The following is a 25653-nucleotide window of genomic DNA, read 5'->3' as shown; positions in this document are numbered from 1 at the left end:
CGGGGCGTCTGTCCATCGGCGCGATGGCGCGCGGCTACAGCCCTGGCAGGGCGGCCACGGCGGCGTCCAGCCTGGCGGTCAGGCCGGCCTGTTCGAGGGCGGCGCGGATGGCGCGGCGGTGCTCGGTGAAATAGGCGCCCTCCCGCAGGGGGACGGACTTTGCCAGCGCCTCGGCCTCGGCGGCCAGGCCGGCCAAGGCCTGGTGGGCGGGGCCGCGGGCGTCGAATTCGGGGATGGGGAGTTCCCACATCAGGTTGTCGAAGTGGCGGGCGCCGCCCTGGCCCTTGGGCTGGAGTGGTGCGATCTGCCGGCGCAGTCGGTCGCTGTTGAGCAGCGCCATCAGGTAGTGCGCCTCAGCCAGCGTGCGCGCCATGGCCGAATAGCAGGCGTGCTCCACGATCGAACTTCCGTCCGACAGGATAGCCGCGGCGAAGAGTGTGCCTGAAGCGGCGTAGGCGACCCGCAAGGGCTGGGCCGGGAACTGCCGCGACAGGTTCTTCTGGAAGTCCAGCCGATCCACCAGGGCCATCTTCGCCTTGCCATCCTCCCCCCGGCTGGCATGCGCCGCCCAATCCCGCTCCACCTGCCGCAGCCAGTCCGACAGCAGCCCGAACCCCTCCCGCGCCGCCCGCGCCGCGTCCATCACCGTGCCATCGGGCAGCACGGGCAGCACGGCCAGCGTCTCCTCCGCGCTGGGCAGCAGGCGGAAGGGAGCCAGGGTCTCGCCCAGCACCACGGGGTGCAGGAAGGCCGCCTCCACCCGGCCGCGCGGCGGGGCCAGATCCTTCCAGGGCCTCTTGTCCTGCTTCCCCTCCCGCCCCTGCACCATGGGGGCGGCGCGGTTGCTGCCCAGCCGCCCGGCCGCCACCCGCTCCACGAAGAAGAAGCGGCGGGGGAAGATGGTGGCGCCATTCTTGAAGCGCGCCCGATAGGGGCTGGCGCCGGCCAGGCTGGGCATGGGCGGCCAGGATTCCGGCCCCACGCGCAGCGCCGCATCGGCCGCCGCCTCGTCCGCGTCGCGGCGCGGCAGGTGGCCCGAAAAGCGCGTGACCTGCGCCGGCAGCGGCCCCGCCGTGGCGCGCCGTCCGAGGAACACCGAGGCCGGCACCGGGAACAGCGGCTGCACCGTCTCGTCGAGGCTCCAGGCCTCCTCCCAGCGCAGCTGCACGTCCCGGCAGTCGCCCGCGCGCAGGCCGCGATAGGTGGCGCGATTCAGCGCGGCATAGGGCAGCACGAAGGCGATGCGCCCGCCGGGCCGGAGGTAGCGCTGCGCCGCGCGGGCGGTGAACAGGGCGCAGAGATCCTGCTGGGTGGCCAGCACCCCGCCCACCCAGAGGTTCATGCGCTGGCTGGCCTCTTTCATGCGCCGCTGCAACGGGGCCGAGAGGTGGCGGAAGGCCACCCAGGGCGGGTTGCCCAGCAGCACATCCGCTTGCTGGTCGGGCCGGGACAGCCAGAGCGGCCGCACCAAGTTTCGCAGCACGAAGGGCCAGATACCATCGCGCCCCGCCGCGTGCAGCGCCAGGATGCGCGCATAGGTGGCGGCCATGGCCTCCACATCCGCGGGTTCGGCGCCCGGCAGGTTGCGCAGTTGGCGGCGCAGGTTGTCGGGGGTGGTGTTGCGCTCCAGCCCCTCCTTGATGGCCTGGACGCCGCCTTCCAGCCGTGCCTGGTCCTCGGCGAAGCCGGCGGGCACGCGCAGGGGCGGTTCGTCGGGCACCTCCACCACCACCTCGCGCATGGTGGCCGTGGTGGCGATGTTCCATTGCAGCGCATCGCCCAGGAAGACGGGCACGGTCAGGTCGGTCGCGCGGTCACGGATGTCCTCGCCCAGGGCCAGCAGCCAAGTGACGCGGGCGATGATGACGGCCACGGGGTGCACATCCAGCCCACGCACCTGGGCCATGCAGGCGGCGAGGCGCCGTTCCCTGGGCCAGCCCGCCGCCTCGCCCGCCGCGCGCAGCCGGCGGATGGCATGGAACAGGAAGGTGCCCGAGCCGCAGGCGGGGTCCAGCACGCGCTGGGTGAGAGGCGCGTCCATGGCCCGCGCCGTGACCTTCGCCGCCAGCCAGTCGGGCGTGTAATATTCGCCCAGATCCTTGCGCTGCTCAGGGTCCATCAGGCTTTCGTAGAGGGCCCTTCAGCACATCCTGCTTCACGTCGCGCAGCAGGAAGCGAGAGGCCTGGCGGGCAAGGCGGCGCACCAGATCCGGGCCATCCGGGTGGTGCAGCACCCAGTCGAAGAAATCGCCCTCGACGGCGCCCCTCACGCCCTGTTCTTCCAGCGCCGCCCCGGACAGGATTCGCGCGGGGTCCTCGTCGGCCGCGTCCAGCACCCTGGCCGCGATGGTCTTGGCCACGATGGTGAGATAGCTGTGCTGGAGGAACAGCCGGTCCTCGCCCACATCGGCGCCATACACCTCGCGCAGCAGGCTGTCCCAGAGGTCGCGCTTGAGCTTGGCCTCGGGGTCCTCCCGCATGTCGCGCCACAGGGCTTGCAGCGTGTTGAAGGCGCGGCGGAAGGTGAGGCTGTCGCGGCCAAGCTCGGCCGCGATGACCTGGGGCTCGGGTGCCAGGTCCTCACGTTCGGAGACGGCGGGTTCGAGCCAGCGCAGCAGGGTTTCCGCGCGCTCGGGGTTCAGCGCGTGGCGACCCACCTCGACCATCTCGCCGTCGCGCAGTTCATGGGCCAGCCACAGCGCGCCATCTGTCGTGATGCCGAGGGCAGGGCGGCGGCCCGTCAGGCGTTCATGCTCGGCCAGATAGCCGGGTAGCTTGGCCTTCACATCCGGCATTTCGCGCCGCAGGTCGGACTTGAACTCGAAGACGGTGGCGCCGAAAAGGGCATCGGCCCGGCCGCCGATGAGCGGCATGCGGAATTCATGGGTCATGGCGCCGAATTCCCGCCCGAGCCCCTCCGTCACCAGGGCGACGGTGGCGACGCGCACGGCCTCATGCCCCGGCCGTCGGGCCAGTTGCGCTGAGATTTCGGGGAGTCTCTGTTCACGCCAATGCCTGATCATGCTTGCAGTTGAGAACGGCGGCGGCCGCGCCGCAAGCTTGGTGGACTCGGAGGGGCAGGCTAGGTTCCGCCCATGCGTCACGATGCCCAGCCAGACCTTTTCGCCTCCCTGCCGCGGGAAGAGGCCGTTGCGGCCACGGCACGGCCAGAGGCCGAACTGGCGCTGATCCGGCGCGACCTCTACCCGTTGCTGGAACAGGCCGAGCGCGCCGAACGCCTGCCCTGGAGCTATACCCGCGCGACCGTGATTGAAATCCAGATGGAGGGCTGGGCCGCCTGGTTGCCGCGGCACGAGGCGGACGACATCCGCGCCCGCTTCGCCCAGGCCATGGACCGCCTCTACGCGCTGGAGCCCACTGCCGATCCAGCTTGACCCGCCCCCCGGCAGGACCCACCTTACCTCATTGTGATGCACACGCCCTTCAAGCCGGGCCTCCTGCCCCTTGCCGCCGCCTCCGGCCTCGATCACCGGGCCACGGCGGTGCTGCGCGAGCTGGTCGAGGTGTATGTCGCGACGGGTGAGCCGGTCGGCAGCCGCACCCTCTCGCGCCGCCTGCCGCTGAACCTCTCGCCCGCCTCCATCCGCAACGTGATGGCGGACCTGGAGGAGGCGGGGCTGCTTTACGCCCCCCATACCTCCGCCGGCCGCCTGCCCACCGAGCGGGGCCTGCGCCTCTTCGTGGACGGGCTGCTGGAATTCGGCGATCTGAGCGAGGAGGAGCGCGAGGCCATCGCCGCCCGCTGCGCCGCCCATGGCCGTTCCCTGCAGGAGACGCTGGCCGAGGCGGGGCAGATGCTGTCCGGCCTCGCGGGTGCGGCGGGCCTCGTGGTCGCGCCCAAGGGCGAGGCGCCGCTGCGCCATATTGAATTCGTCCCCCTCGGGCCCGGCCGCGCGCTGGTGGTGCTGGTGCAGGGCGATGGGCGCGTGGAGAACCGCGTCATCGAGGTGCCGCCCGGCCTGCCGCCCTCCGCCCTGATCGAGGCCGGCAACTACCTCAACGCGCAGCTCGCCGGCCGCACGCTGGAGGAGACGCGGGAGAAGGTGGAGGGCGAGATCGCCGCCAACCGCACCGCGCTGGACGCGCTGACCCAGCAGGTGATCGCGGCCGGCCTCGCCACCTGGGCGGGCGGGGGCAATGCCGCGCTGATCTTGCGCGGGCAGGCGAAGCTGCTGGAGAACCTCGAGACGCTGGCCCGCGTGCAGGAAATCCAGGCGCTGTTCGAGCGGCTGGAGGCGCAGGAGACCACGCTGCGCCTGCTGGAACTGGCCCAGCGGGGCGAGGGCGTGCAGATCTTCATCGGCGCGGAGAGCGGGCTGTTCAACAGCGCGGGGCTTTCCGTGGTGGTGGCGCCCTTCCGCAACGGGCAGGAGAAGATCGTGGGCGCCATCGGCGTGATCGGCCCCTCGCGCATCAACTATGGCCGCGTGATCCCGGTGGTGGACTACACCGCGCGGGTGATTGGCCGGCTCTTGGGTTGATCGGCCGGGCCCTGCCCATTACGTCACGCGCATGACCACCGAACCCAACGCCAAGCCCGACACCGCCCCCGAAGACGAGACCGTGGCCGCCACCGAGGCGCCGCCCGCCCCCGAGCCCACGCCGGAGGAGCGGATCGCGGCCCTGGAAGCGGCGCTGGCCGAGATGAAGGACCGCTGGCTGCGCGCCGAGGCCGAGATCCAGAACGTCCGCAACCGCGCCCGCGACGATGTGGAGAAGGCGCGCAACTTCGCCGTGCAGAAATTCGCGGCCGATGTGGTGGAGGCCGCCGAGAATCTCCGCCGCGGCCTCGATGCCCTGCCGGCCGCGTCCGAGGACGAGCCTGACATCATCACCAAGCTGCGCGGCGGCTTCGAGGGCGTGGAGCGCTTCCTGCTGCAGCGCATGGAAGCCAATGGCGTGGCCCGCAAGCCCGCCCAGGGCGAGAAGTTCAACCCCGACTTGCACCAGGCGATGAGCGAGGCGCCGGCGCCGGAAGGGGTCGAGCCCGGCACCATCCTGCAGGCCTGGTCCTCGGCCTGGACGCTGAACGGCCGCCTGCTGAAGCCCGCCATGGTGGTGGTGGCGGGCCAGCCGGCCGCGGCGGAGCCTCAGCAGTAGGGCAGGCGCAGCCCCTTCTCCCGCCAGGGCATGCTGACCAGCTTGCCCGTGGTGGAGAGCGTGATGTAGGCGACGTCCAGCCCCGGCCCGCCGAAGCAGATATTGGTGGGCATGGGCTCGGGCATCTTCACCACGTCCAGGATCTCGCCGGCCGGCGAGACGGTGGTGATCTCACCGGAGACGAGCGTCGCCACCACGATATTGCCCTCGGCGGTGATGGCTAGGCTGTCCAGGCGCCGAAAGCCCGGGAACTGGCACAGCATGTTGCCGCCATGCGGGCTGGGCCAGGGTGACTTGCGCAGGCGCCCCGGCCCCAGGATGTCGAAGGCCCAGAGGCGGCCCGTCTCGGTCTCGGCCACATAGAGCTTTTCGCCATCCGGGCTGATGCCGATGCCGTTGGCCCCGCCCGGCACCGGGTGCGCGGCCTCCACGATGCGCGAGCCATCCAGTGCGGCCCAGTAGACGCCGCCATGGTCACGGTCGCGCGCGCGGGACTTGCCGAGGTCGCTGAACCAGAACCCGCCCTTGCCGTCCAGTTGCAGGTCGTTCGGCCCCTTCAGCGGAATGTCACCGCAGCGGTCATAGAGGATGCGGACCGCGCCGGTCGCCATCTCCACCACCTCGATGCGGCCCGTGGTGTAGTCGGCCGCCTGGCCGGTGGGGCGAAGCTGGCCCGGCGCGTCATGCCAGGTGAAGCCGCCATTGTTGCACAGGATCAGCGTGCCATCCGGCCCCGCGGCCAGCCCGTTCGGCCCACCGCCCGGGGTGGCGATGACGCTGGTGGTGCCATCGGCCGCCACGCGGGTGACGGTGCCGCGCGCGATCTCGACCAGCGCGATGGAGCCGTCGGGCAGGGCCACCGGGCCTTCCGGAAAGCGCAGGCCTTCGGCCAGCGTGGTCAATTCCATGGCGCATCTCCCTCTTTTTGTGGGCGTGAGGATGCGCCACGCTGGCGCTTGCGCCAAGTGAAGGAAGCCGCATGGACCCCGTGACGCTCGCCGTGTTGAACGCCCGCTTCACCGCGATCGTGGAGGAGATGGGCGAGGCGCTGCTCCGCACGGCCTACAGCCAGATCCTGAACTCCTCGCGCGACTTCTCCATCGCGGTGACGGACGGACAATGCCGGCTGGTGGCCCAGGCGGACCATATCCCGGTGCATGTGGGCGCCATGCCTTTCGCGGCGCGGGCGGTGCTGGACCGCTTCGGCGAGGCGATGAAGCCGGGCGATGTCTATCTGCTGAACGACCCCTGGCATGGGGGCAGCCATCTGCCGGACCTCACGATTGTCCTTCCCATATTTGGAGAGGGGTCATTGCGCTTCCTCGCCGTGGTCCGCGCCCATCACAGTGACATCGGCGGCGCCACCCATGGCGGCTACAACCCGGGTGCGACCGAAATCTGGCAGGAAGGCCTCCGCATCCCGCCCATGTTGCTGGGTGAGGGCGGCGAGATGCGGCCGGACCTCGTGGACATGCTGGCGCTGAACACCCGCATCAACCGCGACTTCCGCGGCGACCTCGCGGCCATGCTGGGCGCGGCCAAGTTGGGCGCGCTGCGGCTTTCGGCGCTGCTGGAACAGCATGGGGCGACGGCGCTGATGGGCGCGGTGGACGCCATCCTGGACCTGGCGCACGCCCATGCCGCGCGCATCGTGGAAGCCTGGCCGGACGGGACATGGACGGGCGAGGCCTTCCTCGACGATGACGGCCATGGCGCCGAGAACATCGCCATCCGCGCCACCTGCACCAAGCGGGGCGGCACGCTGACCGTGGACCTCAGCGCCAGCGACGACCAAGTGCGGGGCTTCGTGAACTCGTCCTATCCCAACATGGTCAGCGCCTGCTGCATGGCCTTCGCCTATCTGCTCGACCCTGAGGTGGCGAAGAATGAAGGCGCCTTCCGCGCGCTGCGCGTGGTGGCGCGCGAGGGCAGCGTGGTCTGGGCGCGGGAGGGGGCGGCGGTGACGCTCTGCACCAGCCACTGCTCCAACGAGATCGTGGAAGCCATCATGCGCGCCATGCAGCATGGATGCCCGGAGCGCGTGATGGGCGGCTGGGGGCGGCGCTTCCGCATCGCCATCACGGGCGAGGATGCGCGCCGCCCCGGACGGCGCTTCGTCTGGCATCTGTTCCACGCGCGGCCGGGCGGCGGTGGGCATGCGAAGGGCGATGGCTGGTCCACCGCCGGCGAATGGCACAGCGCGGGCGGGCTGAAATTCGGCAGCGTGGAAATGGCCGAGGCGCGCTTTCCCCTTCATTTCCGGCGCCATGAATTCCTGCCCGGCTCGGCCGGCCAGGGGCAGCATCGCGGCGGGCTGGGTGCCATCCTGGAACTGGCGGTGGAAAGCGCCGGCGCCGCGCGCGCCAACACCGCGGGCGATGGCGCGCGCCACGGCAGCGCCGGCCTCCATGGCGGGCAGGACAGCGCGCCGCACCGCTATGCCTTGCGCCATGCGGACGGCACGGAGCGCGTGCTCCGCACCAAGGAGGTCGGCGTCGTGATCCAGCCCGGCGAGGTGATCGAGGTGCGCTCGGCCGGTGGTGGCGGCTGGGGTGATCCAGCGCGGCGCGACCCCGCCGCCGTGGAAGCCGACCGCGCGGAAGGGCTCCTCTGATGCGCTACGTCATCGGCGTGGATGTGGGCGGTACCTTCACCGATGTGGTGGGGGTGGATGAGGAGGGGCGGGAATACCTCGCCAAGGCCGCCTCCACCCCCCATGACCAGAGCGAGGGCGTGATCCAGGGGCTGCGGAACCTGGCCTCCATGCTGGGACTGACGCTGGGCGAATTGCTGGAGACGACGACGCGCATCGTCCATGGCACCACCGTCGCCACCAACGCCCTGCTGGAGCGGCGCAGGGCGCGGACCGCCATGCTCACCACCGAGGGCCATCGCGACGTGGTGGCGATGCGCGAGGGGCTGAAGCCCGCGCGCTATGATCTGCGCCTGCCCGCGCCGGAGCCGCTGGTCCCGCGCCGCCTGCGCCTGCCCGTGCGCGAAAGGCTGCGGCCCGATGGCGCGGTGGAGACCCCGCTGGACGCCGCCAGCCTGGACGCCGCCATCGCGACCTTGCGCGCCGAGGGCGTGGAGGCGGTGGCGATCTGCTTCCTCCATTCCTGGGCCGCGCCCGCGCATGAGCACGCGGCGGCCGAGGCGGTGCGGGCGGCGCTGCCGGGCGTCTTCGTCACCTGCTCGGCCGATGTGCTGCCGCAGATCAAGGAGTATGAGCGGTTCTCGACGGCGGCGGTGAATGCCTATGTGGGGCCGGTGGTGTCCCGCTACCTCACGCGGCTGGAGGCGCGGCTGGCCGAGGCGGGGTGCGCGGCGCCGGTCTTCGTCATCCTCTCGCATGGCGGGGTGGCGCCGATCGCGGAGGCGGCGCGGCTCGCGGCCGGCACGGCGCTGTCCGGCCCGGCGGGCGGCGTGGCGGCGGCGGTGGCGCTGGCGCGGCGGGGGATGGGCACCCCGCCCGATGACCGGAGGGCGGAGCCCGGAGGTCTGAATCGGCCGGGCAACATTATGGTGACCTTCGACATGGGCGGCACCTCCACCGACATTGCGCTGGTGACGGAGGGCGCCGCCGCCATCGGCCGCGGGCGCGAGGTGGGGGGTGAGCGCATCGCGCTGGACAGCCTCGACATCATCACCCTGGGCGCGGGCGGCGGGTCCATCGCGCATCTGGGCGCGGGGGGCACCTTGCAGGTGGGTCCGCAATCGGCCGGCGCGCGGCCTGGCCCGGCCTGCTATGGCCGCGGCGGCGCCCTGCCCACCGTGACGGATGCGAACCTGCTGCTGGGCTATCTCGACCCCGGCAGCTTCCTGGGCGGCGCGCAACGCCTGGACGTGGCGGCGGCGGAGCGCGCCATGGCGGCGCTGGCCGGCGCGCTGGGGCTGGAGGTGGCCCAGGCCGCGCTGGGCGTGCACCGCCTGGTCAATGCGCGCATGGCCGATGGCGTGCGGGTGGCGACGGTGCGGCGCGGCGTGGACCCGCGCGGCGCCACGCTGCTGGCCTTCGGCGGCGCCGCGGGGCTGCATGCCAGCGCGGTGGCGCGGGACCTCGGCATGGCGCGGGTCGCGGTGCCGCTGTTCGCGGCCGGGCTTTCCGCCTGGGGCATGTTGCAGACCGAGTTGCGGCACGAGATCGCGCGCAGCGTGGTGGGCGCGGGGGCCATGCCGGGCGATGACGCGCTGCCCGCCCTCTTCGACGGGTTGGCGGAGGAGGCCCGCGCCCAGCTCGCGCAATGGTATGGGGGCGAGATCGCCCTCAGCCTGGCCGCCGACATGCGCTATGGCGAGCAGGTCTTCGAGATCACGGTGCCGCTGGACGGCGTGGCGCCCACCCGCGCAGCGCTGCGCGAGGCCTTCCACGCCCGCCACCGCGCCCTGTTCACTTATGACCTGCCGGAGGAGGAGGTGGTGCTGGTCACCGCCCGCGCCGCCGCACGCGGCGTGCTGCCCGCCCTGTCGCGCCTTCCCGCTGGCGCCCCCCGCCCCGCCGCGCCCGAGGCCGAGCGGCGCTGCCTGCTGGAGGGTGGCTGGGCCATGCTGCCCGTCTGGCGCTTCGAGGCGCTGGCGGCGGGGCAACGTGTGCCGGTGCCGGCCATCGTGGAAAGCCCCACCACCACCGTGCTGTTGCAGCCGGGCGATACGGCGGTGATGGAGCCAGGCGGCTGGCTCGCCGTCAGCCTGGGGTGAGCCGCGCCCGCGCCAGTTCCTCGGGCGTGTTGATGTTCAGGAATGGCTCGCCCGGCCATTCCACCCGGGCCACGCCTTGGGCGGCGGCGAAGCGGCCCACCGCGCGTTCGCCCGCCGCCAAGGCCTGGCGCAGCGCGGGTGCCAGGCTGCGCGGCCAGAGCGCGATCACCGGATGGCCCCGCCCGCCGGAGGCGGCCTGCGCCACCGCCGCCGCCCCGCGCCCCGCATGCAGCCGCGCCACGAGGTCGGGCGGCAGGAAGGGCGCGTCGCCGGGCACGGTCAGCACGAAGGGTAAAGGCGAGGCCTCCAGCGCGGCCAGCACCCCGCCCAGCGGCCCCATTCCAGGCACCGCGTCGGGCCAGACCGGCAGGCCATAGGGCGCAAAACGCGCCGCATCGCCATTGGCGCTGATGGCCAGCGTGCCGCATTGCGGGGCGAGGCGCGCCAGGATGTGCGCCAGCAGGGGGCGCCCGTGCAGCATCCGCAGCGTTTTGTCGCCGCCGCCCATCCGCCGCGCTTCGCCGCCCGCCAGCACGCAGCCCAGCGTGTCGGCGCGCATGGCTCAGGCCTGGCGGCGCAGCGGCGGTGGGCGGGCGGCGCGGCGCGCGGGCGGCGGCGCCTTCATGCGGCGCAGCGCCAGGGGCCGCAGCAGGAAGCCCGTGCCGAAGCCGAAGGCGGCGTTGATCAGACCCGCGCGCAGCAGCGTCTGGGTGTTGCCGCCGGCATACATCGGCACCCCGCGCGCCTGCGCCACCAGCGTCACGGCCACCAGCGTGCAGCCCACGGCGCCGATCAGCGTGGCGGTGAAGAGGTCGGGCAGGGGGGTCCAGCGCAGCACGGCCGCGATCAGGATGCCCCAGATGCCGCCCCAGAACATGGCGCTGAAGAATTGCGGAATATGCAGCCCCGCCACGGGCGGATTCGCCATGGCCCGCCCGATATCCCAGCCCGGCCCCTGCACGCGGCCGATGATGGCGGTGAGCGCCTCGACGTCATTCCCGTAGTTGTACAGCAGGTGGATGGTGCCCTGGTGAAACGCCAGGACGGAGAGGGCCCCCATGAGGAAACCCCCGATCAATACCTTCAGCACGTGGCGTCCCCCAGGCTTGCCCGACCGGCATCTTCGGCCCAGGCTGCGCGCCAGTCCAGTTCAGAGGGGAATACGCGGTGAACGGTGCGGAAAGTCTGGTCCACAGCCTGTTGAAGAGCGGTGTCGAGGTGTGTTTCTCCAACCCCGGCACGAGCGAGATGCATTTCGTCGCCGCGCTCGACCGTATTCCCGGCATGCGCTGCGTGCTGGGGCTGCAGGAGAACATCGTCACCGGTGCGGCCGATGGCTATTGGCGCATGGCCGGCAAGCCCGCCGTGACGCTGCTGCATTGCGGCCCGGGCCTGGCCAATGGCCTGGCCAATTTGCACAACGCGCGCCGCGCCCGGTCGGGGATCGTGAACTGCGTGGGCGACCAGGCGACCTATCACCGCCCCTATGACGCGCCGCTGACGGCCGACACCGAGGGCTTCGCGCGCGGCGTCTCGCAATGGGTGCGGACCACGACCAAGGCCGCCGATGTGGGCGCCGATGCGGCCGCCGCCGTGCAGGCCGCCCGCACCTCGCCCGGGCAGATCGCCACCCTGATCCTGCCCTCGGACACCTGCTGGGATGAGGGCGGCACCGTCGCCGCCGCCCTGCCCGTGCCCGCCGTGCCCCAGGCCGACCCGCACGCCATCCGCGCCGCGGCCCGCGTGCTGCGCGAGAAGAAGAACGTGCTGCTGCTGCTGGGCGGCTCCATGGCGCTGACCCAGGCGGCGCAGGAGGCCGTGCAGCGCATCGTGGCGCACACCGGCTGCGACATCCTGGCCGAAACCTCCAACGCCCGCTTCCAGCGCGGCCAGGGCCGCATGCCGCTGGAGCGCGTGCCCTATCCGGTGGACCTGGCCATCCAGCGCCTGTCGAAGGTGGAGCACCTGGTGCTGGTGGGCTCCAAGGCGCCGGTGGGCTTCTTCGCCTATCCGGGCAAGCCCTCGAAGCACTACCCGGAGAATGCCAGCATCACCGTGGCCTGCCGGCAGGAGCAGGACGCCCTGGCCGCGCTGACCGCGCTGGCGGAGGAACTTGGCGCGCCCAAGGTCGCCATCGGCTCCAATGGCGAGAAGCCCGAGGTGGCGCGCGGCGCGCCCTCGCCCGAGGGCCTGGCCCGCACCGTCGCGGCGCTGATGCCCGAGGACGCGATCATCGCCGATGAATCCGTCAGCTATGGCCGCGGCTTCTTCCCCGCGACCCATGCGGCCGCCCCGCATGACTGGCTGCAGATCACGGGTGGCGCCATCGGCTGCGGCATGCCGCTGGCCACGGGGGCGGCCATCGGCGGCGGCGGGCGTCGCGTCATCAACCTGCAGGCGGATGGGAGCGCGATGTACACGGTGCAGGCGCTGTGGACCCAGGCGCGGGAAAAGCTGCCCGTGACCACCATCCTGCTCTCCAACCGGAAGTATCAGATCCTGCTGGGCGAGTACCAGAACGTGGGCGCCAACCCCGGCCGCGTGGCGATGGACATGATGGATCTGGGCAACCCGGACATCGCCTGGGCCAAGCTCGCGCAGTCCATGGGCGTGGAGGCCGCGACCGCCACCACGCTGGACCAGGTGGCGGACCTGATGAGCCAGAGCTTCGCCCGCCCTGGTCCGTTCCTGATCGAACTGGTGATCTGAACGGCGTCTGGCGCGGGGCGGAAAGACGATTCCTGCGGTTGCGCTTCCCGCCCCGCGCCCCAAATGCGGCTTCGACATTGATGGCGGGCGCGGATGATCCGGCCCACCGGAACCGAGGAATTTCCGCGTCCATGAACATCCAGGTGCCCAAGTCCGCCCGCCCCGCCGACGAGAAGGCCTCCGCCATCGCCCGGCCGAGCCGCGCGGAGGCCGAGGCGGCCGTCCGCACCCTGCTGCTCTGGGCCGGTGACGACCCGGACCGCGAGGGGCTGGTGGACACGCCCGCCCGCGTCGCCCGCGCCTATGAGGAATTCTTCGCGGGGTATGAGAGCGACCCGGTCGAGATGCTCGCCCGCTCCTTCGAGGAGACGGATGGCTATGACGAGATGGTGGTGCTGCGCGACATCCGCCTGGAGAGCCATTGCGAGCACCACATGGTGCCCATCATCGGCAAGGCGCACATCGCCTACCTGCCGAGCGGCCGCGTGGTCGGCATCAGTAAGCTCGCGCGGGTGATCGAGACCTATGCCAAGCGCCTGCAGATCCAGGAGAAGCTGACGGCGCAGATCGCGAACACCATCGAGAGCGTGCTGAAGCCCAAGGGTGTCGCCGTCGTCATCGAGGCCGCGCACCAGTGCATGACGACGCGCGGCATCCATAAGCCCGGCGTGACCATGGTGACCTCGCGCATGCTGGGCGAGTTCCGCAGCAATGACGCGACGCGGCGCGAGTTCCTGGCGATGATCGGCGGGTCGCGCGGGCCGCTGGAGGGGTAAGTGGCCCCGCGTCCGATCGTCCCGGCGCAGCCGGGGCGTGAATCGGCCGCGAAAGCTGCGTCCGATCGTCCCGGCGCAGCCGGGGCGTGAATCGGCCGCGCAAAAAAAGAAGTGAGGGCGTGGCCTGTTAAGGCCGCGCCTTCACGGCTGCATGTCGTAGGTGATCCACCAGGTGCGCTTGGCCAGCCGGTCATAGACGCCACGGCCGCGATAATTGTCGTCGGCCGTGATCCAGCGGACGGTGGACCAGCCCTTTTCCCGCGCCAGGGCGCGCAGGTGTTCCAGCAACGCATCGGCCACGCGCTTGCCGCGCTGGGAGGGGTCCACGAAGAGATCATCCAGGAAGCAGCCGGTGCTGGCCGAAAGCGGCCGGGCGAAGGCGCGATAATGCGCGAGGCCGACGGCGCGGCCCGCCTCGTCCTCGGCCACCACGGCGTTCACCTCATGCGCCGGGTCATGGATCCAGGACCAGACTTTTTGGCGCATCTCCGGCGTCTGCGTCACCTTGTAGAATTCGGCGTAGCCGGCGTAGAGGCGCTCCCAATCCGCGCGGTGGCGGGTGTCCAGCGGGACGATCTTCACCATCACAGCCCCAGCACGTCGTTCATGGAATAGAGGCCCGGGCTTCGGCCCTTGAGCCATTGCGCGGCGCGCACGGCGCCCGTGGCATAGGCGCGGCGGTCGAAGCTGCGGTGGGTTAGCGCGATGTGCTCGGACCCCGCGGCGAAGAGCAGCGTGTGCTCGCCGACCACCTGGCCGCCGCGAAGTGCGGCGAAGCCGATGGTGCCGGTGCCGCGCGGGCCGGTGTGGCCGTCGCGGCCGGATTCACGGCCCGCTTCCTCCAGCGTGGTGCCACGGCCCTTCGCCACGGCGCGGCCGATGGCGACGGCGGTGCCGGAGGGCGCGTCCACCTTCTGGCGGTGGTGCATCTCCACGATCTCGGCGTCGTATTGCGCGCCGGGCAGGGCGGCGGCGAGTTTTTCCGCGAGTGCGATGACGAGGTTCACGCCCGTCGCGAAATTGGCGGCGTAGACGATGGGGGCGCGCTTCGCGGCCTCGGCCACGGCCGCTTCTTTCTCGGCGGAGAGGCCGGAACTGCCCAGCACAAGGCCCTTGCCCGTCTCGGCTGCCAGCGCGGCATGGATGGGCGCCGCATGGGCGTGGGTGAAGTCGATCACCACTTCACAGGCGTCGAACAGGGCGCGGGCATCATCCCCGCGCTTCGTGCCGCCCGCCAGCGTGGCGCCGGCGGCGGCGACCTCCTCCACCAGCAGCTTGCCCATGCGGCCGGCGATGCCGGCGATCCCGATCTTCATCGTCCCAGCCCGTCCCAGAATTCCTTCACCTTGGCGAAGAAGCCCTCGCTTTCGGGGCTGCCGCCCTTGGCGGCCTCGGCCTCGAAGGCTTCCAGCAGCTCGCGCTGCTTGGGCGTCAGGTTCTGCGGCGTCTCGACCACCACCTGCACATACATGTCGCCGCGCGCGGCGGAACGCAGGACGGAGAAGCCCTTGCCGCGCAGGCGGAAATTGTCGCCCGTCTGGGTGCCGGCCGGGATCTTCACCGAGGCGCGGGACCCATCAATGGAGGGCACCTCCACCGCGCCGCCCAAGGCCGCCTGCGTCATCCGCAGCGGCACGCGGACCATGATGTTGGGCCCCTCGCGCTGGAAGATCGGGTGCGCGTGCACGCCGATATCCACATAGAGGTCGCCCGCCGGCGCGCCGCGCAGCCCGGCCTCGCCCTCGCCCGAGAGGCGGATGCGCGTGCCGTCCTCCACACCCGCCGGGATGGTCACGTTCAGCGTGCGGTCGCGCTGCACGCGGCCGGCGCCCTGGCACACCTTGCAGGGGTTCTTGATGATCTGGCCCGAGCCGTTGCAGGTGGGGCAGGTGCGCTCGATCAGGAAGAAGCCCTGCTGGGCGCGCACCTTGCCCGCGCCGCGGCAGGTGCCGCAGGTCTGGACATTGGGCTTGCCGTTCTCGGCCCCGGTGCCGGTGCAGGCCTCGCACTGCACGCTGCTCGGGACGCGGATGGTCTTCTTGGTGCCGGCGAAGGCCTCCTCCATGGAGATATGCACCTCCTGCCGGAGGTCCGCGCCGCGGCCGCTGGCGGCGCGCCCGCCGCCGCTGCGTCCGCCGAAGCGGCCGAACATCTCCTCGAAGATGTCCTCGAAGCCGCCGCCGCCGAAGGGGTGGCCGCCGCCATTGCCGCCGCCGCCCATGCCGCCCTCGAAGGCCGCATGGCCGAAGCGGTCATAGGCCGCGCGCTTGTCGGCATCCTTCAGCGTGTCATAGGCCTCATTCACCTCCTTGAACCGGCCCTCGGCGTCGGCATCGCCCTGGTTCCGGTCGGGGTGGTACTTCATTGCCAGCTTGCGGTAGGCCTTCTTGAGGTCGTCCTCGGACGCCTCCCGGCCCACGCCGAGCACTTCGTAATAGTCGCGCTTGGCCATGGTTCAGCCCGCTCCCGCGAGAAAAGGTCGAAGAAGAGACGCCCGGACCATCGCTGGCCCGGGCGCGGTGTCACTCAGGGCAGGAATGCCCGCTCACCTCAACCCTGGGGCTTCTTCTTGTTCGGGTCCACTTCCTCGAACTCGGCGTCCACCACCTTGTCCTTCGGCGCACCGCCGGGGGCGGCGGGCTCCTCGGCGGCGGGGGCGGCCTGCTCGGCCTTGTAGAGGGCCTCGCCCATCTTCATCGCGGCCTGGGAGAGCTTCTCCGCGGCCGCGTTGATCGCGTCCACATCGCCGCCATCCATCACGCCGCGGGCTTCGGCCAGCGCCGCCTCGGCCTCGGCCTTCTCGGTGGCCGGCACCTTGTCGCCGCTGTCGCGCAGGGTCTTCTCGGTGGAGTGGACCAGCGCGTCCAGGCTGTTGCGGGCCTCGACGGTGGCGCGGCGCTTCTTGTCGGCGTCCGCGTTCGCCTCGGCGTCGCGCACCATCTTCTCGATGTCGGCGTCGGACAGGCCGGACTTCGCCTGGATGCGGATGTTCTGCTCCTTGCCGGTGGCCTTGTCCTTCGCCGAGACGCTCACGATGCCGTTCGCGTCGATGTCGAAGGTCACTTCCACCTGCGGCACGCCGCGCGGCGCGGGGGGCAGGCCGGTCAGATCGAAATTGCCCAGCAGCTTGTTGTCCGCCGCCATCTCGCGCTCACCCTGGAACACCTTGATGGTGACCGCAGTCTGGTTGTCGTCGGCGGTGCTGAACACCTGCGACTTCTTGGTCGGGATGGTCGTGTTGCGGTCGATGAGGCGCGTGAACACGCCGCCCAGCGTCTCGATGCCGAGCGAGAGCGGGGTCACGTCCAGCAGCAGCACGTCCTTCACGTCGCCCTTGAGCACGCCGCCCTGGATGGCGGCGCCGATGGCGACCACCTCGTCCGGGTTCACGTTGCGCGCGGGCTCCTTGCCGAAGAAGCGCTTCACCTCCTCGATGACCTTGGGCATGCGCGTCATGCCGCCCACCAGGATCACCTCGTCGATCTCGCCCGCCGTCAGCCCGGCATCCTTCAGCGCCTGCTTGCAGGGCTCCAGCGTGCGGGAGACGAGGTCATCCACCAGCGCCTCCAGCTTGGCGCGGGTCAGCGTCATGACCAGGTGCTTGGGGCCCGAGGCATCGGCCGTGATGAAGGGCAGGTTGATCTCGGTCTGCTTGGACGAGGACAGCTCGATCTTCGCCTTCTCGCCGGCTTCCTTCAGCCGCTGCAGGGCGAGCTTGTCGCCGCGCAGGTCGATGCCGTTCTCCTTGCGGAATTCCTCCGCCAGGTAGTCGATGATGCGCTGGTCGAAATCCTCGCCGCCCAGAAAGGTGTCGCCGTTCGTGGACTTCACCTCGAAGACGCCGTCGCCGATTTCCAGGATGGACACGTCGAAGGTGCCGCCGCCGAGGTCATAGACCGCGATGGTGCCGGAGGACTTCTTGTCCATGCCATAGGCGAGCGCGGCCGCCGTCGGCTCGTTGATGATGCGCTTGACGTCGAGGCCCGCGATGGCGCCGGCCTCCTTTGTCGCCTGGCGCTGGGCGTCGTTGAAGTAGGCGGGGACGGTGATGACGGCTTCCGTCACCTTCTCGCCGAGATAGGCCTCGGCCGTCTCCTTCATCTTGGTCAGCACCATGGCGCTGATCTGCTGGGGGGCGTATTTCTTGCCCTCGATCTCCACCCACGCATCACCGTTGTCGGCCTTCACGATGCTGAAGGGGGCGAGGCCCTTCTCCTTCTGCACCATGGCGTCTTCGAACTTGCGCCCGATCAGGCGCTTGACGGCATAGAGGGTGTTGGTCGGGTTGGTGACGGCCTGGCGCTTGGCGCTCTGGCCCACCAGACGCTCGCCGTTCTTCGCGAAGGCGATCATGGAGGGGGTGGTGCGCGCGCCCTCCGCGTTCTCCAGCACCTTCGCTTCGCCGCCTTCCATGATGGCGATGCAGGAATTGGTGGTGCCGAGGTCGATACCGATGACTTTGCTCATGCGAGCCTGCTCCCGTGCGGCGGCTCAACCCCGGCCCTGGCAGGCACCGGGCAGAGCCCCTTGGTGGTCCGCGCCCCATGCGCGGTCTCTGACTGGTGCCTATGTATTGAGCAGCGATGGGCGCGACAAGGGTGGACCCGCTCAACCCAGCAACAAATCCCGCGCCTCGTTGACGCGCGCGGCCATCCAGTCGCTGCCGCCGCGGTCGGGGTGGGCGGTCTGCATCAGGCGGCGATGGGCCGCGCGGATTTCGGCGGGGGAGGCGCCCTCCGCGAGGCCCAGTATGGCGAAGGCCTCGTCGCGCGACATGGGGCCGGCGGTGGGGCGGGGCGGGGGTTCGTGGCGCCATTCGGGGTCGGTGCGGTCCAGCCAGGCTTCCAGCAGCGGCACGCTGTCGGGGTCCTGGCTGGCGCATTCGGCCATGAGGTCCAGCAGCGCCGCGCGGTCCAGCGCCGCCAGGTCCTGTCCCGCCCAGGGGCCGCGGCGCACCTGGCCCGACATGGCGCCGCTCGCGATCTCGAGGCGCATGGTGAGCGTGGCCGTCTCGACCACCGTGGCGCCCTCGTCGCCGGGCGGGCCCGTGAAGGCGCGGCGCGCGCGCCAGCGGCGGAAGGCCTGGGCGATGGCCGGGCCGAACATGAAGGCGGCCCAGAGCGCGCTGACCCCGCGCCCCGTCGCCAGCAGCACCACGAAGAGCACCAGCCCCGCCGCGCCCAGCCCCCAGATGAGCGATTTCTTCACCGTCCCCGGGCTCGCGGAGATGAACAGGTAGAGGAAGGTGATCGCCACCAGGAGGACGATGGCGCCGGCCGCCAGCCAGACCATGGGCCTCTACCTCGGCGCGGGAAGCTGCCCGGCGATGGCGCGGGCGCCACGTCCGGGCAGGCGGGTCAGGGCCGCGCGGCCGCCGGCGGCGAAGACGGCCACCGCGCGCAGCAGGTCGCGCAGGGCCTCGGCGCTGCCGGCGTCGAAGGGCGCCCAGGCGCCGCCCGAGACCTTCGCGATCTGCCGGAAGCCCATCTCGGCCGCGCGGTCGCCGCCTTCCTGGAAGCAGAAGACGGGGGTGCCGTGCAGCCCAAGCTGGCCGGCGGCGTGGCAGGCGGGATCCACCGCCTCCTCCAGCGCGTCGCCCACGAGAACCAGGGCGTTCACCTTTTCCCGCTTCGTCTCGTTCAGCGCGTGTTCCAGGCAGCGCAGCACCTGGGTCTGTCCGCCCAGCACCGTCACGCCCGACATGCGGCGGGCGAGTTCCATGGTGTCGGTCAGGAAGGGGGTGGCGGCGAATTCCTGGTAGCCGCGCCAATAGGCGAGCTGGACGGACAGCCCCCCCAGGTCGCGCGTGGCCTGGAACATCTCGGCCTGGAGGTGGCAGGCGCGGTCCCAGGCGGGCTGGCGCGAGGCGGTGGCGTCCACGGCGAAGATCAGCCTTCCCCGGCGCGCGCTGGTGGGGCGCACGGCGGGCATGGCCTCGACCTTCCGCAGGAAGGCGGCAACGGCCGGGTTCGCGGGCTTGGTGGGAAGCTGGCTCATCCTCCCACCAAGGTGGGGGCGCGGGCGCCGGGCGCAAAGCCCCGGAATGTGCGGCACACGCATTGCGGGTGGCGCCTTCGGGCGTTCTGGTCTTTGATCGGAACAACTGACGAAGGAGGTCAAGATGCGGAACGCCACGCGCTGGATGCCCGCCCTGGTCGTCGCGACGGGCCTGGCCCTCGCGGGCGGAGCAGCCGCGCAGAAGCAGCCGGACCCGCCGCCAGCCGCGGGCGGAAAGGGCGGTCCCGCGGCCGGGGCGCAGAGCCAGAAGCTGCACCTCACGCCGCCGCCGCCCATCGGCCAGGCGCCACGACCGCAGCCACGGCAGGCGCAGCCCGCGCCGACCCAGCCACATCAGGCCCAGCCCCGCCAGGGCCAGCCCGGAACGGGCCCCCAGGCCAGCCAGAAGCTTCACCTGACGCCGCCGCCGCCCATCGGCCAGGCGCAGCCCCGCGCACCGCAGCCCCAGCCCCAGCCCCGCCAGGCGCAGCCGCAGCAACGGCCGGCCCAGCCCGGGACGGGGCCGCAGGCCAGCCAGAAGCTGCACCTGACGCCGCCCTCCATCCCGCCGGACAACCGCGGCCCGCGCCCAGGCTCGCGCACGCCCAATGAGCGGGAGGCGCAGCGCCGGGAGCCCAACCCGTCCTGGCCCGCCCTGCCGCCGCGCATGGACAATGAGCCGGCCGCGCTGGCGACCTTGCGACAACTGCTCTCCGACGACGTCCAGCTCGGCTACGCCGAGGCTCGGCAGGAGGGCGAGGTGCTGACCCTGCGCGACGCCGACCTGCGCCGGGGCGCGGAGCGCCTCCTGGTGCAGGAGTTGATCCTGGAGGCGCCCGGCACGGAGGGGCTGCGCCGCGGCGAGGCGCGCAACCTCCGCCTCGAGGCGCCCGAGGCGGCCGTCACCATGGAGCGGCTGGAGATCGGCGGGCTGGCCATGCTGCCGCTGCGCCCCGGCCAGGAGCCCGGCGAGCGGGAACCGGACCAGATCGCGCTGGAGAGCCTGCGCTTTTCGGGCCTCGAGGTGCGCGAGCGAAGCGGCACGCGCGTGACCCTCGCGCGCTTCGACCTGTCGGGCTGGCGGGCCGGGCAGGCCGGCCGAGCGGGCCTCGAGGGGCTGGAGGTCGGCCTCAGCGGCGCGCCCGTGGACCAGGTGCGCGTGGCCTCCGCGTCCATGGAGGGCCATGACATCGCGGCGCTGATGACCTCGGCCGTGCGGAACGAGGCCCCTTCGCGGCCGCCCGCCGGGCGCCAGGCCTATCGCGTGGAAGGCGTGCAGGTGCTGCGCGGCGGGCAGGGCGTGGCCGGCATGGGGCGCCTGCTGATCGAGGGCGAGGCGCGGGAGGATGGCTTCAGCGGCGGCCGCATCGCGGTGAACGAGGTGGTGGTGGAGCGCACGCCGGAGACGGCCGTGGTGCTGGACGTGGTGGGCCTCGACCGCCTGTCCATGGACCTCACCATTGATGCCTCCTGGACGCCCGCGAATGAGCGGCTGGATGTCTCCGCCTTTGCCTTCGGCGTGCGCGACCTGGGCGCGCTGGCCCTGGGCTGGAGCATGGAGGGGGTGAACATCGAGAACCCCGGCGCCAGCCCCGAGGCGGTGCGCCTGCTGCAGGCCCAGCTGCGCTATGCCGACCAGTCCCTCTACGAACGCACGCTGGCCGACCAGGCCCGGCGCCAGAACATGACCCCCGCGCAGGTCCGCGACCAGCACCGCGAGATGGTGACGGCGGCGCTGACCGGCCCGCGCCCGGACCCCGCGCTGGACGGGCTGCGCGAGGCCCTGCTCCGCTTCGTGGCCGGCCAGGCCCGCGAGGTGGAGATCATCGCCCGCCCGCCCGCGCCGGTGACGCTGGACGCCGCCCAGGCCGCGATGGCGCAGGGCCCCGCCGCGGCCATTGCCCTGCTGGGGGTGCGCGCGACGGCGCGGTAACGCGCTGCCCCTAGCCCTGCGCCCGCGCCGCCTGGCTGCCGGCCACGGCGGCGAGGTTCGCGATGCCGCGCGCCGTGACACTCGGCACCAGCACGTGCACGGGCTTGTTCATGCCCAGCAGCATGGGCCCCACCTGCAACCCGTCGCTGACCGCCTTCACCAGGTTGAAGGCGATGTTGGCGGCATCGAGGTTCGGGAAGACCAGCAGGTTCGCCATGCCCTCCAGCTTGGGGTCCGGCACGGCGCGGGCGCGGATGGCGGGCACGATGGCCGCGTCGCCATGCATCTCGCCATCCACCTCCAGGTCAGGGGCGGCGGCGCGGATCAGGGCCAGCGCCTTTCGCATGCGCCGGGCGCTTTCGGCCCCCGAGGCGCCGAAGGAGGAATGGCTCAGCAGCGCCACCTTGGGCGTGATGCCGAATTCTCGCACCTGCTCGGCCGCCAGCAATGTCATTTCGCAGAGCTGTTCCGCCGTGGGTTCCAGCATCAGGTGCGTGTCCACGAAGAAGAGCGTGGCGCCCTGGCTGATCACGGCCGACATGGCATAGGCGCGGCTGACATCGGCGCGCTTGCCGGTGACGGCCAGCACATGTTCCCACTCGCGCATCCAGTCGCCGCGGCCGCCGGCGATGACGGCATCGGCCTCGCCGGCCTCCAGCAGCAGGCAGGCGGCAACGGCGGGGCGGGAGGCCACGCGGCGCTCGGCCGCGGGCGGGGTGATGCCGCGCCGGCCCACCTTGGACTGGTAGAGGGTGACGAGGGGGGCGAAGAAGGCCGGGTCCTCCTCCGGGTGCAGCACGCGCACGCTCTCGCCGAGCGCCATGCGCAGGCCGAGTGCGGCGACGCGCGCGGCCACCACCTCTCGCCGGCCGATGAGGATGGGCTCGGCCGTGCCCTCGTCCAGCACGGTCTGCACGGCGCGGAGCGTGCGCTCATCCTCGCCCTCGGCGAAGACGACGCGGGCGGGGCGGCGGCGGGCGAGTTCCTGCACCGGCCGCATGAGGTTGCCCGAGCGGAAGACGAAACGCGTGAGTTCCTGCCGGTAGGCGGCGAGGTCCGCGATGGGGCGGCGGGCCACGCCGCTGTCCATGGCGGCCTTCGCCACGGCCGGCGCCACCTCCAGGATCAGGCGCGGGTCGAAGGGCTTGGGGATGATGTAATCCGGGCCGAAGACGGGCGCGATGCCGCCATAGGCCGCGGCGACGACCTCGCTCGCTTCCACGCGGGCGAGGGCGGCGATGGCCTCGACGGCGGCGACCTTCATCTCCTCGTTGATGGTGGTGGCCCCGGCGTCCAGCGCGCCCCGGAAGATGAAGGGGAAGCAGAGGACGTTGTTGACTTGGTTGGGGTAGTCCGTGCGGCCAGTCGCCACGATGGCGTCGGGGCGGACGGCGCGCACCGCCTCGGGCAGGATCTCGGGCTCGGGGTTCGCGAGCGCCAGCACGAGCGGCTTGGGCGCCAGGCGCGACAGCCATTCCGCCTTCAGGATGCGCGGGGCGGAGAGGCCCAGGAACACATCGGCGCCGTCCAGCACCTCCTCCAGGCGTCGCGCGTCGGTGGGCTGGGCGTAGCGCGCCTTGTAGGGGTCGGTGTTGGGGCGGCCGGCATAGACCACCCCGTCAATGTCGCAGACGGTCACGTTCTCGCGCCGCAGCCCCATGGCCACGAGCAGGTCGAGGCAGGCCATCGCGGCCGCCCCGCCGCCCGTGTTCACCAGCTTCACCTGGTCCAGCGTCTTGCCCTGGATCAGCAGCCCGTTGTGGATGGCGGCGGCGACGATGATGGCGGTGCCGTGCTGGTCGTCATGGAAGACCGGGATGTTCATGCGGGCACGGAGCTGCGCCTCGATCTCGAAGCATTCGGGGGCCTTGATGTCTTCCAGGTTGATGGCGCCGAAGCTGGGCTCCAGCGCGGCCACCGTCTCCACGAAGCGGTCCACCTCGCGCGCCTCGACCTCGATATCAATGGAGTCGATGCCGGCGAAGCGCTTGAACAGCACCGCCTTGCCTTCCATCACGGGCTTGGAGGCCAGCGCGCCGATGGCGCCCAGCCCCAGCACCGCGGTGCCATTGGTGATGACGGCCACCATGTTGCCGCGGGCGGTGTATTCCCAGGCGGCGTCGGGGTTGGCCGCGATCTCCTCGCAGGCGGCGGCGACGCCGGGGGAATAGGCCAAAGCGAGGTCCCGCTGGCTGGCCATGCGCTTGGTCGGCTCGACGGTGAGTTTCCCCGGCCGCGGGAAGCGGTGGTAGTCGAGCGCGGCGCGGCGGAAATCATCGTCCATGGCGTGCATCCTTCGTGACACGCCTGTTATTCGGCAAGCCGCCTTTTCAGGCAACCAGCCGGATGGCCAGCACCGACAGCACCACCGCGTTCAGGCCGAAGAGTGCGACGCTGGCCACCCGCAGCCCCGGCCCGAAGGCGTGGCGCGCGAGGCGCCCCAGGAAGGCGACGGCCATCAGCGCGGGTGCCGTGCCGGCCACGAAGGCCAGCATGGCGAGCCCCCCGGCCAGCGCGCTGCCCGAGGCCGCCGCGCCGGCCAGCGCCGCATAGAGCAGCCCGCAGGGCAGGGCGGAGAGCAGCAAGCCGAGCCGCACGCCGCGCCAGCCGGTCGGCGCGGCCAGCAGCGCCCCCATGCGCCGTTCAAGTGCCCCGGGCAGGCGGGGCGCGGGCAGGCGGGGCAGCAGGGCCGCGAGCCGGGAGGAGGCCTGGGCCAGCATCAGCAGCGCGGCGAGCGCCAGCAGCCCCGCCGCCAGCCAGCGCAGCCCGCTGGCCTGGGCCAGCAGCCCGCCCAGCCCCCCGGCCAGCAGGCCGAGCGTGGTGTAACCGATGGCCCGCCCCAGGTGATACGGCAGCAGGGCCGCGCCGGAGAGCCGCCGCAGCACCCCGCCCGCCAGCGTCGAATCGGCCGTGGCGGCGGATTGGGCCAGCACGAAGGGCCCGCACATGGTGGTGCAATGGGTCAGCCCCCCCGCCAGCCCGGCCAGGAACAGCGCGCCCATCAGCGCCGGGATGCCGGCGGGGCCGAGGGCGGTCAGGTCATGCAGGCAGTCGGCGAGCATCTTGTCCCAGTGGGAAGCTTCGCCGCCCCTTGTGCCCGGCCCGGCGCATGGCTGCCTTGCGCGGGATCAAACCCGGCTTGGCGTGGCGCGAAAATTTCAACTTGTGCCGGGGTTTGCACCGGATACACGGATAGGTTGCGAAAAGGTCTATGTCATCGAAGCTTCACAAAAGTGAAATGCCGAGGTCGCACACCCCCCCTAAGGCAGGGCGCGAGACGGGCGGCCCTCACGCAGCCTGACCGCAAGTTCCTGATGGAGACGCTTATGAACCGCCGTTCCCTTCTCGCGCTCAGCGCCAGCGCCATCGCGGCCCCCGCGATCCTCCGCCCCGCTTTCGCGCAGCAGGCCACCATCACCGGTGCGGGCGCGAGCTTTCCTCGCCCGGTCTATGACCGCTGGGCCGCTGCGGCCCGTGAAGGCGCAAACATTGCGCTGAACTACCAGTCCATCGGCTCGGGCGGCGGCATCAACCAGATCACCGCCCGCACCGTGGATTTCGGCGCGACCGACGCCCCCCTGACCACGGCCCAGTTGACCGAGCGCAACCTGTTCCAGTTCCCGACGGTCATGGGCTCGGTGGTGCTGACGGTGAACCTGCCCGGCGTGCAGAACCACCAGCTGCGCCTGACGCCGGAGATCATCACCGAGATCTTCTTCGGCCGCCTGAACCGCTGGAACGACCCGCGCATCGTCGAGTTGAACCGCGACATCCGCATCCCCAACATCCCCGTCTCGGTCGGCTATCGCGCCGACGCCTCGGGCACCACCTGGGCCTGGACGAACTACCTGGCCCGGATCAGCGAGGAGTGGCGCACGGGCCCCGGCTCGGGCACCTCCGTCCGCTGGCCGGCCGGCAATGGCGCGCGCGGCAATGAGGGCGTGTCCAACCTGGTCCGCAACACCCCGGGCGCCATCGGCTATGTCGAGAACGCCTATGCGGTGGTGAACCGCCTGATCACGACGCAGATCCGCAACAAGGCCGGCAACTTCGTCCGCCCGGTGAACGAGAGCTTCGTCGCCGCCGCCGGCACCGCCGACTGGACCGTGGAGAACATGGCGCCCGACACGATCGACCTGGCCGGCGCCAATGTGTGGCCGATCACGGTCGGCACCTACATCCTGCTGCCGACCAACCCGGTGGCGGACCGCGTCGAGGGCAGCCGCAACTCCATGCGCTTCTTCGACTGGGCCTTCCGCAACGGCAGCCAGGCGGCCTCGGCGCTGGAATACATCCCGCTCTCCAGCCAGACGCATGACCTGATCCGCACCCGCTGGGGCCAGGCCATCAAGGACCCCCAGGGCCGCGCCATCTGGACCGGTTCCAACGCCTGACGTACCGGAGGGCCGGTCCTGACAGGGG

General features: G+C 71.7%; 22 protein-coding genes. 9 read left to right on the top strand and 13 right to left on the bottom strand.

Translation table 11 applies throughout. From position 1 onward, the window contains the following. Positions 1 to 34: 34 nt before the first annotated feature. Positions 35 to 2119 (bottom strand): N-6 DNA methylase, encoded by a 2085-nt coding sequence (locus JTN19_RS14945; protein ID WP_206934262.1) that lies wholly within the window; start codon positions 2117 to 2119, stop codon positions 35 to 37. Beyond that, the gene (locus JTN19_RS14940) at positions 2109 to 2948 is read right to left on the bottom strand and encodes a hypothetical protein (protein ID WP_206934260.1); all 840 of its coding nucleotides are present in this window, start codon (positions 2946 to 2948) and stop codon (positions 2109 to 2111) included. The genes JTN19_RS14945 and JTN19_RS14940 overlap by 11 nt, the downstream gene beginning before the upstream one ends. A gap of 147 nt (positions 2949 to 3095) precedes the next feature. Here JTN19_RS14940 and JTN19_RS14935 point away from each other — a divergent pair, with 147 nt between their 5' ends. The 3 genes from JTN19_RS14935 to JTN19_RS14925 are packed head-to-tail and all read left to right on the top strand — an operon-like array spanning position 3096 to position 5121. Beyond that, the gene (locus JTN19_RS14935) at positions 3096 to 3395 is read left to right on the top strand and encodes a hypothetical protein (RefSeq protein ID WP_206934259.1); all 300 of its coding nucleotides are present in this window, start codon (positions 3096 to 3098) and stop codon (positions 3393 to 3395) included. Positions 3396 to 3431: 36 nt separating this feature from the next. Continuing rightward, positions 3432 to 4502, top strand: a complete 1071-nt coding sequence (gene hrcA, locus JTN19_RS14930; protein WP_206934257.1) for a heat-inducible transcriptional repressor HrcA — start codon at positions 3432 to 3434, stop codon at positions 4500 to 4502. A 31-nt stretch (positions 4503 to 4533) separates the two neighbouring features. After that, positions 4534 to 5121: a nucleotide exchange factor GrpE gene (locus JTN19_RS14925; RefSeq protein ID WP_206934256.1), complete on the top strand. Its 588-nt coding sequence runs from the start codon at positions 4534 to 4536 to the stop codon at positions 5119 to 5121. Here the strand turns inward: JTN19_RS14925 and JTN19_RS14920 are convergent. Then, entirely contained in the window at positions 5112 to 6029 is a 918-nt protein-coding gene (locus JTN19_RS14920) for an SMP-30/gluconolactonase/LRE family protein (protein WP_206934255.1), read from the bottom strand. The two genes, JTN19_RS14925 and JTN19_RS14920, sit on opposite strands and share 10 nt — an antisense overlap. A 71-nt stretch (positions 6030 to 6100) precedes the next feature. Between JTN19_RS14920 and JTN19_RS14915 the strand changes: the two genes are divergently transcribed. Both JTN19_RS14915 and JTN19_RS14910 read left to right on the top strand, forming a co-directional pair. After that, positions 6101 to 7735: a hydantoinase B/oxoprolinase family protein gene (locus JTN19_RS14915; RefSeq protein ID WP_206934253.1), complete on the top strand. Its 1635-nt coding sequence runs from the start codon at positions 6101 to 6103 to the stop codon at positions 7733 to 7735. After that, positions 7735 to 9816, top strand: a complete 2082-nt coding sequence (locus JTN19_RS14910; RefSeq protein ID WP_206934251.1) for a hydantoinase/oxoprolinase family protein — start codon at positions 7735 to 7737, stop codon at positions 9814 to 9816. The genes JTN19_RS14915 and JTN19_RS14910 overlap by 1 nt, the downstream gene beginning before the upstream one ends. Here JTN19_RS14910 and mobA read toward each other — a convergent pair. Both mobA and JTN19_RS14900 read right to left on the bottom strand, forming a co-directional pair. Beyond that, entirely contained in the window at positions 9803 to 10375 is a 573-nt protein-coding gene (mobA, locus tag JTN19_RS14905; protein WP_206934249.1) for a molybdenum cofactor guanylyltransferase MobA, read from the bottom strand. The two genes, JTN19_RS14910 and mobA, sit on opposite strands and share 14 nt — an antisense overlap. Positions 10376 to 10378: 3 nt before the next feature. Next, entirely contained in the window at positions 10379 to 10906 is a 528-nt protein-coding gene (locus JTN19_RS14900) for a hypothetical protein (RefSeq protein WP_206934247.1), read from the bottom strand. Between the two features lie 77 nt (positions 10907 to 10983). On the opposite strand from JTN19_RS14900, the gene JTN19_RS14895 reads away from it, so the two are divergent. Together JTN19_RS14895 and folE are read left to right on the top strand one after the other, a co-directional pair. After that, positions 10984 to 12525 (top strand): acetolactate synthase large subunit, encoded by a 1542-nt coding sequence (locus tag JTN19_RS14895; protein WP_206934245.1) that lies wholly within the window; start codon positions 10984 to 10986, stop codon positions 12523 to 12525. A gap of 131 nt (positions 12526 to 12656) precedes the next feature. Then, positions 12657 to 13301, top strand: coding sequence for a GTP cyclohydrolase I FolE (folE, locus tag JTN19_RS14890; RefSeq protein ID WP_206934243.1), 645 nt, complete (start codon positions 12657 to 12659; stop codon positions 13299 to 13301). A 141-nt stretch (positions 13302 to 13442) separates the two neighbouring features. On the opposite strand, the gene JTN19_RS14885 is transcribed toward folE, so the two are convergent. The 6 genes from JTN19_RS14885 to JTN19_RS14860 form a co-directional block, all read right to left on the bottom strand. Continuing rightward, positions 13443 to 13886: a GNAT family N-acetyltransferase gene (locus JTN19_RS14885; protein WP_206934241.1), complete on the bottom strand. Its 444-nt coding sequence runs from the start codon at positions 13884 to 13886 to the stop codon at positions 13443 to 13445. Further along, the gene (gene dapB, locus JTN19_RS14880; protein WP_206934240.1) at positions 13886 to 14617 is read right to left on the bottom strand and encodes a 4-hydroxy-tetrahydrodipicolinate reductase; all 732 of its coding nucleotides are present in this window, start codon (positions 14615 to 14617) and stop codon (positions 13886 to 13888) included. The genes JTN19_RS14885 and dapB overlap by 1 nt, the downstream gene beginning before the upstream one ends. Then, complete coding sequence (gene dnaJ, locus JTN19_RS14875; RefSeq protein WP_206934238.1) at positions 14614 to 15753, bottom strand: molecular chaperone DnaJ; 1140 nt, start codon at positions 15751 to 15753, stop codon at positions 14614 to 14616. Before dnaJ ends, dapB begins: the two co-directional genes overlap by 4 nt. A gap of 98 nt (positions 15754 to 15851) precedes the next feature. Then, complete coding sequence (dnaK, locus tag JTN19_RS14870) at positions 15852 to 17768, bottom strand: molecular chaperone DnaK (RefSeq protein WP_206934237.1); 1917 nt, start codon at positions 17766 to 17768, stop codon at positions 15852 to 15854. 141 nt (positions 17769 to 17909) lie between these two features. Next, complete coding sequence (locus JTN19_RS14865; protein ID WP_206934235.1) at positions 17910 to 18593, bottom strand: J domain-containing protein; 684 nt, start codon at positions 18591 to 18593, stop codon at positions 17910 to 17912. 6 nt (positions 18594 to 18599) lie between these two features. Further along, on the bottom strand, positions 18600 to 19298 hold the full coding sequence (locus JTN19_RS14860; RefSeq protein WP_206934233.1) for a VWA domain-containing protein: 699 nt from the start codon (positions 19296 to 19298) through the stop codon (positions 18600 to 18602). Positions 19299 to 19422: 124 nt separating this feature from the next. Between JTN19_RS14860 and JTN19_RS14855 the strand changes: the two genes are divergently transcribed. Continuing rightward, a complete protein-coding gene (locus tag JTN19_RS14855; protein ID WP_206934231.1) occupies positions 19423 to 21231 on the top strand; it encodes a hypothetical protein in 1809 nt (602 codons plus the stop codon). A gap of 10 nt (positions 21232 to 21241) precedes the next feature. Here JTN19_RS14855 and JTN19_RS14850 read toward each other — a convergent pair whose 3' ends face one another. After that, a complete protein-coding gene (locus JTN19_RS14850; RefSeq protein ID WP_206934229.1) occupies positions 21242 to 23515 on the bottom strand; it encodes an NADP-dependent malic enzyme in 2274 nt (757 codons plus the stop codon). Positions 23516 to 23561: 46 nt separating this feature from the next. Beyond that, the gene (locus JTN19_RS14845) at positions 23562 to 24293 is read right to left on the bottom strand and encodes a sulfite exporter TauE/SafE family protein (RefSeq protein ID WP_206934227.1); all 732 of its coding nucleotides are present in this window, start codon (positions 24291 to 24293) and stop codon (positions 23562 to 23564) included. A gap of 264 nt (positions 24294 to 24557) precedes the next feature. Here JTN19_RS14845 and pstS point away from each other — a divergent pair, with 264 nt between their 5' ends. Further along, the gene (pstS, locus tag JTN19_RS14840; RefSeq protein ID WP_206934225.1) at positions 24558 to 25625 is read left to right on the top strand and encodes a phosphate ABC transporter substrate-binding protein PstS; all 1068 of its coding nucleotides are present in this window, start codon (positions 24558 to 24560) and stop codon (positions 25623 to 25625) included. Positions 25626 to 25653 lie beyond the last annotated feature (28 nt).

The organism is Roseococcus thiosulfatophilus (assembly GCF_017311575.1).
Lineage (GTDB): Bacteria > Pseudomonadota > Alphaproteobacteria > Acetobacterales > Acetobacteraceae > Roseococcus > Roseococcus thiosulfatophilus.
Note: the sequence above shows the minus strand (reverse complement) of the source record. Positions and strands in the feature narration are given on the sequence as shown.

Coding starts and splice junctions, on each gene's coding strand:
- JTN19_RS14945 (WP_206934262.1), bottom strand. CDS start 2,119: ATGGACCCTGAGCAGCGCAAGGATCTGGGCGAATATTACACGCCCGAC.
- JTN19_RS14935 (WP_206934259.1), top strand. CDS start 3,096: ATGCGTCACGATGCCCAGCCAGACCTTTTCGCCTCCCTGCCGCGGGAA.
- hrcA (WP_206934257.1), top strand. CDS start 3,432: ATGCACACGCCCTTCAAGCCGGGCCTCCTGCCCCTTGCCGCCGCCTCC.
- JTN19_RS14925 (WP_206934256.1), top strand. CDS start 4,534: ATGACCACCGAACCCAACGCCAAGCCCGACACCGCCCCCGAAGACGAG.
- JTN19_RS14920 (WP_206934255.1), bottom strand. CDS start 6,029: ATGGAATTGACCACGCTGGCCGAAGGCCTGCGCTTTCCGGAAGGCCCG.
- JTN19_RS14915 (WP_206934253.1), top strand. CDS start 6,101: ATGGACCCCGTGACGCTCGCCGTGTTGAACGCCCGCTTCACCGCGATC.
- JTN19_RS14910 (WP_206934251.1), top strand. CDS start 7,735: ATGCGCTACGTCATCGGCGTGGATGTGGGCGGTACCTTCACCGATGTG.
- mobA (WP_206934249.1), bottom strand. CDS start 10,375: ATGCGCGCCGACACGCTGGGCTGCGTGCTGGCGGGCGGCGAAGCGCGG.
- folE (WP_206934243.1), top strand. CDS start 12,657: ATGAACATCCAGGTGCCCAAGTCCGCCCGCCCCGCCGACGAGAAGGCC.
- JTN19_RS14885 (WP_206934241.1), bottom strand. CDS start 13,886: ATGGTGAAGATCGTCCCGCTGGACACCCGCCACCGCGCGGATTGGGAG.
- dapB (WP_206934240.1), bottom strand. CDS start 14,617: ATGAAGATCGGGATCGCCGGCATCGCCGGCCGCATGGGCAAGCTGCTG.
- dnaJ (WP_206934238.1), bottom strand. CDS start 15,753: ATGGCCAAGCGCGACTATTACGAAGTGCTCGGCGTGGGCCGGGAGGCG.
- dnaK (WP_206934237.1), bottom strand. CDS start 17,768: ATGAGCAAAGTCATCGGTATCGACCTCGGCACCACCAATTCCTGCATC.
- JTN19_RS14865 (WP_206934235.1), bottom strand. CDS start 18,593: ATGGTCTGGCTGGCGGCCGGCGCCATCGTCCTCCTGGTGGCGATCACC.
- JTN19_RS14860 (WP_206934233.1), bottom strand. CDS start 19,298: ATGAGCCAGCTTCCCACCAAGCCCGCGAACCCGGCCGTTGCCGCCTTC.
- JTN19_RS14855 (WP_206934231.1), top strand. CDS start 19,423: ATGCGGAACGCCACGCGCTGGATGCCCGCCCTGGTCGTCGCGACGGGC.
- JTN19_RS14850 (WP_206934229.1), bottom strand. CDS start 23,515: ATGGACGATGATTTCCGCCGCGCCGCGCTCGACTACCACCGCTTCCCG.
- JTN19_RS14845 (WP_206934227.1), bottom strand. CDS start 24,293: ATGCTCGCCGACTGCCTGCATGACCTGACCGCCCTCGGCCCCGCCGGC.
- pstS (WP_206934225.1), top strand. CDS start 24,558: ATGAACCGCCGTTCCCTTCTCGCGCTCAGCGCCAGCGCCATCGCGGCC.